8 protein-coding genes are annotated in these 12,625 nt (G+C 60.3%); all 8 read left to right on the forward strand.

Translation table 11 applies throughout. The features are described from left to right. Window positions 1-101 precede the first annotated feature (101 nt). The 8 genes from mtnA (at window position 102) to rpsA (ending at window position 12,523) form a co-directional block, all read left to right on the forward strand. A complete protein-coding gene (gene mtnA, locus ACM6I7_RS25175) occupies window positions 102-1,178 on the forward strand; it encodes an S-methyl-5-thioribose-1-phosphate isomerase (RefSeq protein WP_096794920.1) in 1,077 nt (358 codons plus the stop codon). A gap of 426 nt (window positions 1,179-1,604) precedes the next feature. After that, on the forward strand, window positions 1,605-4,259 hold the full coding sequence (gene gyrA / locus ACM6I7_RS25180; RefSeq protein ID WP_027612418.1) for a DNA gyrase subunit A: 2,655 nt from the start codon (window positions 1,605-1,607) through the stop codon (window positions 4,257-4,259). A gap of 231 nt (window positions 4,260-4,490) precedes the next feature. Beyond that, entirely contained in the window at window positions 4,491-5,576 is a 1,086-nt protein-coding gene (serC, locus tag ACM6I7_RS25185; RefSeq protein WP_027612419.1) for a 3-phosphoserine/phosphohydroxythreonine transaminase, read from the forward strand. Continuing rightward, window positions 5,576-6,670 carry a prephenate dehydratase gene (gene pheA / locus ACM6I7_RS25190; RefSeq protein WP_003226907.1) on the forward strand — a complete coding sequence of 365 codons (1,095 nt, stop codon included), beginning with the start codon at window positions 5,576-5,578 and terminating at the stop codon, window positions 6,668-6,670. Before serC ends, pheA begins: the two co-directional genes overlap by 1 nt. Before the next feature lie 13 nt (window positions 6,671-6,683). Next, a complete protein-coding gene (gene hisC, locus ACM6I7_RS25195) occupies window positions 6,684-7,796 on the forward strand; it encodes a histidinol-phosphate transaminase (protein ID WP_096794922.1) in 1,113 nt (370 codons plus the stop codon). 28 nt (window positions 7,797-7,824) lie between these two features. Then, the gene (locus ACM6I7_RS25200) at window positions 7,825-10,032 is read left to right on the forward strand and encodes a bifunctional prephenate dehydrogenase/3-phosphoshikimate 1-carboxyvinyltransferase (RefSeq protein ID WP_414889466.1); all 2,208 of its coding nucleotides are present in this window, start codon (window positions 7,825-7,827) and stop codon (window positions 10,030-10,032) included. Next, complete coding sequence (gene cmk / locus ACM6I7_RS25205) at window positions 10,029-10,718, forward strand: (d)CMP kinase (protein ID WP_015093983.1); 690 nt, start codon at window positions 10,029-10,031, stop codon at window positions 10,716-10,718. The genes ACM6I7_RS25200 and cmk overlap by 4 nt, the downstream gene beginning before the upstream one ends. A 119-nt stretch (window positions 10,719-10,837) precedes the next feature. Then, the gene (rpsA, locus tag ACM6I7_RS25210; protein ID WP_027612422.1) at window positions 10,838-12,523 is read left to right on the forward strand and encodes a 30S ribosomal protein S1; all 1,686 of its coding nucleotides are present in this window, start codon (window positions 10,838-10,840) and stop codon (window positions 12,521-12,523) included. The last annotated feature ends 102 nt before the right edge of the window (window positions 12,524-12,625 follow it).

Here is a 12,625-nt window from a genome sequence, read left to right on the forward strand (position 1 = left end):
CGGTTCCAGTGCTTTTGTAAAGGATGGCGAAGTATACCCGAGCGTCTTCGCGGGGGGATCGCTATAATCGGCGGCTTTTGTTCATGAGTGCGGGGTGAGGGATGCGCGATCGACTGTTGGCTGCGGAGAAAGTAAAGGCCATCGATTGGCGAGATGGCGCGCTCCACCTGCTGGATCAGCGTATTTTGCCGTTCGAGGAAACGTGGATTGCCTACACCAGCGCTGCCGGTGTGGCTGAGGCGATTCGTTCGATGGTGGTGCGTGGCGCACCGGCCATCGGCATCAGCGCGGCCTATGGCATTGTGCTGGCGGCCCGCGCCCGCGTGGCTGAAGGCGGCGACTGGTACGCGGCGCTGGAAGAGGATTTCGCCCTGCTGGCGGATTCCCGCCCGACGGCGGTCAACCTGTTCTGGGCGTTGAATCGCATGCACGATCGGCTCGATCGCCTGAAGGACAATGCCGATCCGCTGGTGGCGCTGGAAGCCGAGGCCATTGCCATTCACGAGAGCGACCGCGAAGCCAACCTGACCATGGCCCAGCTCGGCGTCGATCTGATCCGCAAACATCAGGGCAATGCCCAGGCGATCCTGACCCACTGCAACACTGGTGCTCTGGCCACCGGTGGTTTCGGTACCGCGCTGGGGGTGATTCGTGCGGCGTATCTGGAAGGCATGGTCGAGCGGGTGTATGCCGATGAAACCCGGCCATGGCTGCAGGGTTCGCGCCTGACCGCGTGGGAGCTGGCGAACGAAGGCATCCCGGTGACGCTGAATGCCGACTCGGCCGCTGCGCACATCATGAAGACCAAAGGCGTGACCTGGGTGATCGTTGGTGCTGACCGCATCACTGCCAATGGCGACGTGGCGAACAAGATCGGCACCTATCAACTGGCGGTCAACGCCATGCACCACGGCGTGCGTTTCATGGTGGTGGCGCCGAGTTCGACCATCGACATGCATCTGGCCAGTGGCGACGACATCCCGATCGAGGAACGTGACGGCGCCGAGTTGCTGGAGGTGGGTGGCAAGCGCGTGGGGGCCGATGTCGAGGCGTTCAACCCGGTGTTCGACGTGACGCCGGCGGATCTGATCGATGCGATCGTCACTGAAAAAGGCATCGTCGAGCGGCCGGATACGGCGAAAATGGCCCAGTTGATGTGCCGCAAGCGCCTGCATTGATTGGCTTTGGCGTCTGCAAGGACGCCATCGCGAGCAGGCTCACTCCTACAAGGTTTTGTGTCGAACGCAAACCCTGTAGGAGCGAGCCTGCTCGCGATGAGGTCATCAAAGTCAATAAACATCGCAAAACCTGACCTCAAAACTGCATTCAAAGAAGCTCTGAGCCTCTCTCGTCCCCTTTACGCCTGTCATCGGTCAACTAACTATGCTCCATGCGCATCTGGGGGATAGGTGCGTGGCGGCTCTTGTGATAACATCCGGCGTTTTCCGAGGCAGCTTCACGGAGCTGTCTTTACTGCGCAAATCCACGGTTCGATTTGTTGATTTGTCGTAAGTCGGCGCATGGCACTCAGCCTGCCCCGACGAGCTTCGTACATCCCATATGGATATGACGAAGTTTCACCAGAAAAAGGAATCAGGCTTCTCATGGGCGAACTGGCCAAAGAAATCCTCCCGGTCAATATCGAAGACGAGCTGAAACAGTCCTACCTCGACTACGCGATGAGCGTAATCGTCGGCCGTGCACTGCCGGATGCGCGCGATGGCCTCAAGCCCGTGCACCGTCGCGTACTGTTCGCGATGAGCGAGCTGGGCAACGACTTCAACAAGCCGTACAAGAAATCTGCCCGTGTTGTCGGTGACGTGATCGGTAAGTATCACCCGCACGGTGATACCGCGGTGTACGACACCATCGTCCGCATGGCTCAGCCTTTCTCCCTGCGCTACCTGCTGGTTGACGGTCAGGGCAACTTCGGTTCGGTGGACGGCGACAACGCCGCGGCCATGCGATACACCGAAGTGCGCATGACCAAGCTGGCGCACGAGCTGCTGGCTGACCTGCATAAAGAAACCGTGGACTGGGTGCCGAACTACGACGGCACCGAAATGATCCCGGCGGTGATGCCGACGCGCATCCCGAACCTGCTGGTCAACGGTTCCAGCGGTATCGCCGTGGGCATGGCGACCAACATTCCGCCGCACAACCTCGGTGAAGTCATCGACGGTTGCCTGGCCCTCATCGACAACCCCGAGCTGACCGTCGATGAGCTGATGCAATACATCCCTGGTCCGGACTTCCCGACGGCCGCGATCATCAACGGTCGTGCCGGCATCATCGAAGCCTACCGCACCGGTCGCGGCCGCATTTACATGCGTGCCCGTTCGATCATCGAAGACATCGACAAGGTCGGTGGCCGTCAGCAGATCGTCATTACCGAACTCCCGTATCAGCTGAACAAGGCGCGTCTGATCGAGAAGATCGCCGAGCTGGTCAAAGAGAAGAAGCTTGAAGGCATCACCGAGCTGCGCGACGAGTCCGACAAGGACGGTATGCGCGTCGTGATCGAACTGCGTCGCGGCGAAGTGCCTGAGGTGATCCTCAACAACCTCTACGCCCAGACCCAGCTGCAATCGGTATTCGGCATCAACATCGTCGCGCTGATCGATGGCCGTCCGCGGATTCTGAACCTCAAGGATCTGCTGGAAGCCTTCGTCCGTCACCGTCGCGAAGTGGTCACCCGTCGTACCGTGTTCGAGCTGCGCAAGGCTCGCGAGCGTGGTCACATCCTCGAAGGCCAGGCCGTTGCCCTGTCGAACATCGACCCGGTGATCGCCCTGATCAAGGCGTCGCCGACCCCGTCGGAAGCCAAGGAAGCGCTGGTCAGCACCCCTTGGGAATCCTCGGCGGTGGTGGCGATGGTTGAACGTGCCGGCGCCGATTCGTGCCGTCCGGAAAACCTCGATCCGCAATACGGTCTGCGCGAAGGCAAGTACTTCCTGTCGCCAGAGCAGGCGCAAGCCATTCTGGAACTGCGTCTGCACCGTCTGACCGGTCTGGAGCACGAGAAGCTGCTGGCCGAGTATCAAGAGATTCTCAACCAGATCGGCGAGCTGATCCGCATCCTCAACAGCGCCGTGCGCCTGATGGAAGTGATCCGCGAAGAGCTGGAAGTGATCCGCGCCGAATACGGCGACGTGCGCCGCACCGAGATTCTCGATGCGCGTCTCGACCTGACCCTGGGCGACATGATCCCGGAAGAAGAGCGCGTCGTGACCATCTCCCACGGTGGCTACGCCAAGACTCAGCCGCTGGCTGCGTACCAGGCTCAGCGTCGTGGCGGCAAAGGCAAATCGGCGACCGGCGTCAAGGATGAGGACTACATCGCTCACCTGCTGGTGGCCAACAGTCACACCACCCTCCTGCTGTTCTCCAGCAAGGGCAAGGTGTACTGGCTGAAGACTTACGAAATTCCGGAAGCGTCCCGTGCCGCCCGTGGTCGCCCGCTGGTCAACCTGCTGCCGCTGGATGACGGTGAATACATCACCACCATGCTGCCGGTCGAGGAATACACCGAAGGTCACTACATCTTCATGGCGACCGCCAACGGCACCGTGAAGAAGACCCCGCTGGAATCCTTCAGCCGTCAGCGCAGCGTCGGTCTGATCGCGCTGGAGCTGGACGAAGGCGACGTGCTGATCTCTGCGGCCATCACCGATGGCGAGCGCGAAGTGATGCTGTTCTCCGACGGCGGCAAAGTCACGCGCTTCAAAGAGTCTGACGTGCGTGCCATGGGCCGTACCGCCCGCGGTGTACGCGGCATGCGTCTGCCGGAAGGGCAGAAGCTGATTTCGATGCTGATCCCGGAAGAAGGCAGCCAGATCCTCACCGCTTCCGAGCGTGGTTATGGCAAGCGTACCGCGATCACCGAGTTCCCTGAGTACAAGCGTGGCGGCCAAGGCGTGATCGCCATGGTCAGCAACGAGCGTAACGGCCGTCTGGTCGGTGCGGTTCAGGTGCTCGACGGCGAAGAAATCATGCTGATCTCCGATCAGGGCACGTTGGTACGTACCCGTGTCGACGAAGTGTCGAGCCTGGGCCGTAACACCCAGGGCGTGACCCTGATCAAACTGGCCAAGGATGAAACCCTGGTTGGTCTGGAGCGGGTTCAGGAGCCGTCGGAAGTCGAAGGCGATGAGCTTGAAGGTGAAGAGGGTGCCGGGTTCGAGGGGGATGTCGTGATCGACGACGTTGCCGAGGACCAGCAACTCGACGCCGCAGCTGACGAAGAGCCGCAGGAATAAGCGGACAAGCGAGGGGGCGGATGAAAATTCGCCCCCTTGTTATTTGTCCGGTATGAAATTTCGACATCATGGAGATCCCCTGTGGGAGCGAGCCTGCTCGCGAATGCAGGCGCTGCGGTACCTCTGACCCACCGCGGTGATGCATTGGCGAGCAGGCTCGCTCCTACAGGGCTGTGTTGATCGGTAGTGTGATTTATTGCGTGATACCACCAAATCAGAGCGAGATTGGATGTGAGCAAGCGAGCCTATAACTTCTGTGCCGGTCCTGCGGCGCTTCCTGAAGCTGTCCTGCAACGTGCCCAGGGTGAACTCCTTGATTGGCATGGCAAGGGTCTGTCGGTCATGGAAATGAGCCATCGCAGCGATGAGTTCGTGTCCATTGCTACCCAGGCCGAGCAGGACCTGCGTGACCTGCTGAATATCCCGTCGAACTATAAAGTGCTGTTTCTGCAAGGCGGCGCCAGCCAGCAGTTTGCGCAGATTCCGCTGAACCTGTTGCCTGAAGGCGGCAGCGCCGACTATATCGACACCGGTATCTGGTCGCAGAAAGCCATCGAAGAAGCCTCGCGCTACGGCCACGTCAACGTTGCCGCCACCGCCAAGCCTTACGACTATTTCGCCATTCCGGGCCAGAACGAGTGGAATCTGTCGAAAGACGCCGCTTACGTTCACTACGCGCCGAACGAAACCATCGGTGGTCTGGAATTCCAGTGGATCCCGGAAACCGGTGATGTGCCGCTGGTGGCCGACATGTCTTCGGACATCCTCTCGCGTCCGGTCGACATCTCGCGTTTCGGCATGATCTACGCCGGCGCACAGAAGAACATCGGTCCGAGCGGCATCGTCGTCAACATCATCCGCGAAGACCTGCTGGGCAAGGCGCGTTCGCTGTGCCCGACCATGCTCAACTACAAGGTCGCGGCCGATAACGGCTCGATGTACAACACCCCGCCGACCCTGGCCTGGTACCTGTCCGGCCTGGTGTTCCAGTGGCTGAAAGAGCAGGGCGGCGTTGAAGCGATCGCCAAACTGAATGACGTCAAGCAGCGCACGCTGTATGACTTCATCGATGCCAGCGGCCTCTACAGCAACCCGATCAACAAGTCGGACCGCTCGTGGATGAACGTGCCATTCCGTCTGGCTGACGATCGCCTGGACAAGCCGTTCCTCGCCGGTGCTGACGAACGCGGCCTGCTCAACCTCAAGGGCCACCGCTCCGTGGGCGGCATGCGCGCCTCCATCTACAACGCCGTCGACATCAACGCCGTCAACGCGCTGGTGGCGTACATGGCTGAATTCGAGAAGGAACACGGCTGATGTCCGAGCAAGAACTCAAGGCACTGCGCGTTCGCATCGACGCTCTGGACAGCAAAGTCCTCGAGCTGATCAGCGAACGCGCCCGCTGCGCCCAGGAAGTTGCGCGAGTAAAGATGGCCTCGCTGGCCGAAGGCGAAGTGCCGGTGTTCTATCGTCCCGAGCGTGAAGCTCAGGTGCTCAAGCGGGTGATGGAGCGCAATCAGGGGCCGCTGGGCAACGAAGAGATGGCGCGGTTGTTCCGCGAAATCATGTCTTCGTGCCTGGCGCTCGAGCAGCCATTGAAAGTGGCTTACCTCGGCCCTGAAGGCACCTTCACCCAGGCGGCGGCCATGAAGCACTTCGGTCACGCGGTGATCAGCAAGCCGATGGCAGCGATCGACGAAGTGTTCCGTGAAGTGGCAGCGGGTGCGGTGAACTTTGGCGTGGTGCCGGTGGAGAACTCCACCGAGGGCGCGGTCAATCACACCCTCGACAGCTTCCTCGAGCACGACATGGTGATCTGCGGTGAAGTCGAGCTGCGCATCCACCATCACCTGTTGGTCGGTGAAAACACCAAGACCGACAGCATCAGCCGCATCTACTCCCACGCCCAGTCGCTGGCCCAGTGCCGCAAGTGGCTGGACGCGCATTACCCGAATGTCGAGCGCGTGGCGGTGTCGAGCAACGCTGAAGCGGCGAAGCGGGTCAAGGGTGAGTGGAATTCGGCGGCGATTGCCGGTGACATGGCCGCAGGCTTGTACGGCCTGACGCGTCTGGCCGAGAAGATCGAAGACCGTCCGGACAACTCGACGCGCTTCCTGATGATCGGTAACCAGGAAGTGCCGCCGACCGGCGACGACAAGACTTCGATCATCGTCTCGATGAGCAACAAGCCTGGCGCGCTTCACGAGCTGCTGGTGCCGTTCCATGACAACGGGATCGACCTGACCCGGATCGAAACCCGTCCGTCGCGCAGCGGCAAATGGACCTACGTGTTCTTCATCGACTTCGTCGGCCACCACCGTGATCCGCTGATCAAAGGTGTGCTGGAAAAGATCAGTCAGGAAGCAGTAGCACTCAAAGTGCTGGGTTCCTACCCGAAAGCAGTTCTCTAAGGGGCGGTAGCAAATGAGTGGCAACTTCCTCGCTCTGGCACAGCCGGGCGTGCAACAACTTTCGCCGTACGTTCCGGGCAAGCCTGTGGACGAACTGGCGCGCGAGCTGGATCTGGATCCGGCGAAAATCGTCAAACTGGCAAGCAACGAAAATCCGCTGGGCGCTAGTCCGAAAGCCTTGGCAGCGATCCGCGAAGAACTGGCCGAGCTGACCCGTTATCCGGACGGCAACGGCTTCGCGCTGAAATCGCTGTTGGCCGAGCGGTGCCGCGTCGAGCTGAACCAGGTGACCCTGGGCAACGGCTCCAACGACATTCTCGAGCTGGTGGCGCGCGCCTATCTGGCGCCGGGCCTGAACGCCGTGTTCAGTGAGCACGCGTTCGCTGTCTACCCGATCGCCACCCAGGCTGTCGGTGCGCAGGCCAAAGTGGTTCCGGCCAAAGACTGGGGGCACGACTTGCCTGCGATGCTCGCAGCCATCGACGCCAACACCCGCGTGGTGTTCATTGCCAATCCGAACAACCCGACCGGTACCTGGTTCGGCGCCGAAGCGCTGGACGAGTTCCTGCAGGACGTGCCGGAGCACGTCTTGGTGGTGCTGGACGAGGCATACATCGAATACGCCGAAGGCAGTGATCTGCCGGACGGTCTGGATTTCCTCGCGGCGTATCCGAATCTGCTGGTATCGCGCACGTTCTCCAAGGCCTACGGTCTGGCGGCGCTGCGCGTCGGTTATGGCCTGTCCACTGCGGTAGTAGCGGACGTGCTGAACCGCGTGCGCCAGCCGTTCAACGTCAACAGCCTGGCCCTGGCCGCGGCCTGTGCGGCGCTGAAAGACGAAGAGTATCTGGCGCAAAGCCGTCAGCTCAACGAATCCGGCATGCAGCAGTTGCAGGCAGGGTTCCGTGAGTTGGGTCTGAGCTGGATCGAGTCCAAAGGCAACTTCATCTGCGTCGATCTCGGTCAGGTTGCTGCGCCGATTTTCCAGGGGCTGCTGCGTGAAGGCGTGATCGTGCGTCCGGTGGCCAATTACGGCATGCCGAACCACCTGCGGGTGACCATCGGTCTGCCGGCGGAAAACAGCCGCTTCCTCGAAGCGCTGCGTAAGGTTCTGGCTCGTGGGTGATGTCACTGCTCTGCAATCTGCTGCACCTATGATCGGTCGCCTTGTAGTGGTCGGTCTGGGGTTGATCGGTGGTTCGTTTGCCAAAGGCTTGCGTGAAAGCGGTATCTGCCGCGAAGTGGTCGGGGTCGATCTCGACCCGCAATCGCGCAAGCTGGCGGTCGAGTTGGGTGTGGTGGATCGTTGTGAAGAAGACCTGATCGCTGCGTGTCAGGGTGCCGACGTGATTCAGCTGGCGGTGCCGATTCTGGCCATGGAGAAAGTCCTGGCTCGTCTGGCGAGCGTTGATCTGGGGCAGGCGATTCTGACCGATGTCGGCAGCGCCAAGGGCAATGTGGTGCGCGCGGCGACCGAGGCGTTTGGCGGTATGCCAGCGCGCTTCGTGCCGGGCCATCCGATTGCCGGCTCCGAGCAGAGCGGGGTGGAAGCCTCCAACTCTGAGCTGTTCCGTCGGCACAAGGTGATTCTGACGCCGCTCGAGCAGACCGACCCGGCCGCACTGGCGGTGGTTGATCGCTTGTGGCGCGAACTGGGTGCCGACGTCGAGCACATGCAGGTCGAGCGCCACGATGAAGTGTTGGCCGCGACCAGTCATCTGCCGCACCTGCTGGCCTTCGGTCTGGTCGACTCGTTGGCCAAACGCAATGAAAACCTTGAGATCTTCCGTTACGCTGCGGGCGGTTTCCGCGATTTCACAAGAATCGCCGGAAGCGACCCGGTGATGTGGCACGACATCTTCCTCGCCAACCGCGAGGCTGTCCTGCGCACACTCGATACATTTCGCAGCGACCTCGACGCCTTGCGCGACGCGGTCGATGCAGGGGATGGGCACCAATTGTTGGGCGTCTTCACGCGCGCCCGGGTTGCCCGCGAGCATTTCAGTAAAATCCTGGCCCGCAGGGCCTATGTGGACGCTATGAATTCCAACGATCTGATTTTCCTGGCTCAACCTGGTGGCCGCCTGTCCGGTCGGATTCGCGTACCAGGTGACAAATCGATTTCCCACCGCTCGATCATGCTCGGCTCGCTGGCCGAAGGCGTGACCGAGGTTGAAGGTTTCCTCGAGGGCGAAGATGCCTTGGCGACCTTGCAGGCATTTCGCGACATGGGCGTGGTCATCGAAGGCCCGCACCACGGTCGTGTGACCATTCACGGCGTCGGCCTGCACGGTCTGAAGCCTGCGCCGGGTCCGATCTATCTGGGCAACTCCGGCACCTCGATGCGTCTGCTGTCCGGCCTGCTGGCGGCGCAGAACTTCGACAGCACCCTGACCGGCGACGCATCGCTGTCCAAGCGTCCGATGAATCGCGTGGCCAATCCGCTGCGTGAAATGGGCGCCGTGATCGAAACGGCTGCCGAAGGTCGTCCGCCGATGACCATTCGTGGCGGGCACATGCTCAAAGGTCTGACCTACACCATGCCGATGGCCAGTGCTCAGGTGAAGTCCTGCCTGCTGCTGGCGGGTCTGTACGCGGAAGGCAAGACCACCGTGACCGAGCCGGCGCCGACCCGTGACCACACCGAGCGCATGCTGCGCGGTTTTGGCTACCCGGTAAGCGTCGATGGCGCCACCGCGTCGGTCGAGTCCGGCGGCAAGCTGACGGCGACCCACATTGAAGTGCCGGGCGACATCTCGTCGTCGGCGTTCTTCCTGGTGGCGGCGTCAATCGCCGAAGGTTCCGAGCTGGTGCTGGAGCACGTTGGCATCAACCCGACCCGTACCGGCGTCATCGACATCCTGCGTCTGATGGGCGCAGACATCACCCTGGAAAACCAGCGTGAAGTTGGCGGCGAGCCAGTGGCTGACCTGCGCGTGCGCGCTGCTAAACTCAAGGGTATCGAGATTCCGGAAGCGTTGGTGCCACTGGCCATCGACGAATTCCCGGTGCTGTTCGTGGCGGCGGCGTGTGCCGAAGGTCGTACCGTACTGACCGGTGCCGAAGAGCTGCGCGTCAAGGAATCGGATCGCATTCAAGTCATGGCGGACGGCTTGCTGGCGCTGGGCGTCAAGTGCCAGCCGACTCCGGACGGCATCATCATTGATGGCGGCCAGATCGGTGGCGGCGAAGTGCATGGTCACGGTGATCACCGTATCGCCATGGCTTTCAGCGTCGCTTCGCTGCGCGCCACTGCACCGATCCGCATTCATGATTGCGCCAACGTCGCGACGTCGTTCCCGAACTTCCTCGCGCTGTGCGCGCAGGTCGGCATTCGCGTGGCTCAAGAGGCTCAGTCGTGAAAAACATTGCACCGGTCATCACCATCGATGGGCCAAGCGGTTCGGGCAAGGGCACGGTCGCCGGGATCCTGGCCAAGCGTCTGGGCTGGAATCTGCTGGACTCCGGTGCGCTGTATCGCCTGCTGGCGTTCGCTGCGCATAACCATGGTGTCGACCTGACCAATGAAGAGCTGCTGAAGAAACTGGCCGCTCATCTGGATGTTCAGTTCATCGCGGCGACCGACGGTCAACTGCAGCGCATCATTCTGGAAGGTGATGAAGTCAGCGATGTCATCCGTACCGAAAGCGTCGGTTCCGGTGCTTCTCAGGTGGCCGCATTGCCGGCGGTACGCGAGGCGCTGCTGCAGCGCCAGCGTGCTTTCCAGGAAGCGCCGGGCCTGGTGGCCGACGGTCGCGACATGGGCACAGTGGTTTTTCCGGATGCGCCGCTGAAGATTTTCCTCACCGCCAGTGCCGAGGAACGGGCGCGCCGCCGATATTTGCAGTTGAAGGGCAAAGTCGAGGGTGTTAGTCTGTCGAGTCTGCTAGATGAGATCCGTGCACGCGACGAGCGTGATACCCAGCGCGCAGTAGCCCCGCTCAAGCCGGCGGCTGATGCGATACAGCTGGATTCCACGGAGTTGTCCATCGATCAGGTGCTTGAACGCATCATGAGCGAGATCGCCATTCGCGATATCGCCGGGTGACCAAGAAGGCCGCAGGGGACCAGTCATAGTCCTGCGGCGCTTCTTTTAAATGAAACTAACCCACACCGTCTGGGGTGTGGAGATGGGCGTATTCTTCGCCCTCATCTACAGGAATTAAAATGAGCGAAAGCTTTGCGGAACTCTTTGAAGAAAGCCTAAAGACCCTGAACCTTCAGGCAGGCTCCATCATCACCGGTGTTATCGTTGATATCGATTACCAGGCTCGCTGGGTAACCGTTCACGCTGGCCTGAAGTCTGAAGCACTCATCCCGCTGGAACAGTTCTACAACGATGCTGGTGATCTGACTATCAATGTCGGTGACGAAGTTCACGTTGCTCTGGATTCGGTTGAAGACGGTTTCGGTGAAACCAAGCTGTCCCGTGAAAAAGCCAAGCGCGCTGAATGCTGGATCGTTCTGGAAGCAGCCTTCGCAGCTGAGGAAGTGGTCAAGGGCGTTATCAACGGTAAGGTTAAAGGCGGCTTCACTGTCGACGTTAACGGCATCCGTGCGTTCCTGCCAGGTTCCCTGGTTGACGTCCGTCCAGTGCGCGACACCACGCACCTGGAAGGCAAAGAGCTGGAATTCAAGGTCATCAAGCTGGACCAGAAGCGCAACAACGTTGTCGTTTCCCGTCGCAGCGTCCTGGAAGCCGAGAACTCCGCCGAGCGTGAAGCTCTGCTGGAATCCCTGCAGGAAGGCCAGCAAGTCAAAGGTATCGTCAAAAACCTCACCGATTACGGCGCATTCGTCGATCTGGGTGGCGTGGACGGCCTGCTGCACATCACCGACATGGCGTGGAAGCGTATCAAGCATCCTTCCGAAATCGTCAACGTTGGTGACGAAATCGACGTCAAGGTTCTGAAATACGATCGCGAACGCAACCGTGTTTCCCTGGGCCTGAAGCAACTGGGCGAAGATCCATGGGTTGCTATCAAAGCCCGTTACCCAGAAGGCACTCGCGTTACCGCTCGTGTAACCAACCTGACCGACTACGGCTGCTTCGCTGAGCTGGAAGAAGGCGTTGAAGGTCTGGTACACGTTTCGGAAATGGACTGGACCAACAAGAACATCCACCCTTCGAAAGTCGTACAAGTCGGCGACGAAGTGGAAGTCATGGTTCTGGACATCGACGAAGAGCGTCGTCGTATCTCCCTGGGCATCAAGCAGTGCAAGTCGAACCCGTGGGAAGACTTCTCTGGCCAGTTCAACAAGGGCGACAAGATCTCCGGCACCATCAAGTCGATCACCGATTTCGGTATCTTCATTGGTCTGGACGGCGGCATCGACGGTCTGGTTCACCTGTCCGACATCTCCTGGAACGAAGTGGGCGAAGAAGCCGTACGTCGTTTCAAGAAGGGCGACGAGCTGGACACCGTCATCCTGTCGGTTGACCCAGAGCGCGAGCGCATCTCCCTGGGCATCAAGCAACTGGAAAGCGATCCGTTCTCCGAGTACGTCTCGGTTAACGACAAGGGCGCTATCGTGACCGGTACCGTGAAAGAAGTTGACGCCAAAGGCGCCATCATCGTTCTGGCCGACGACATCGAAGCAACCCTCAAAGCCTCTGAAATCAGCCGTGACCGCGTTGAAGACGCGCGCAACGTTCTGAAAGAAGGCCAGGAAGTTGAAGCCAAGATCATCAGCGTTGATCGCAAGAGCCGCGTAATCCAGCTCTCGATCAAGTCGAAAGACGATGCTGAAGAGAAAGAAGCCATCCAGAGCCTGAAAGCAGCTCCGGAAGGTGAAGCAGCTGACACCACTATGGCGGCACTGCTGCGTCAAGCAATGGCCAAACAGAACTAAGTTCTGCTTGATCATGAAAAAGGGCGACTTCGGTCGCCCTTTTTTGTGCCTGCGATTTGGTGGCGGTACCGTTGGGAGTGGAGTGTTGGTGAAACCAATCCC

It is taken from the genome of Pseudomonas sp. IT-93MI4, assembly GCF_949767635.1.
Classification (GTDB): domain Bacteria; phylum Pseudomonadota; class Gammaproteobacteria; order Pseudomonadales; family Pseudomonadaceae; genus Aquipseudomonas; species Aquipseudomonas putida_A.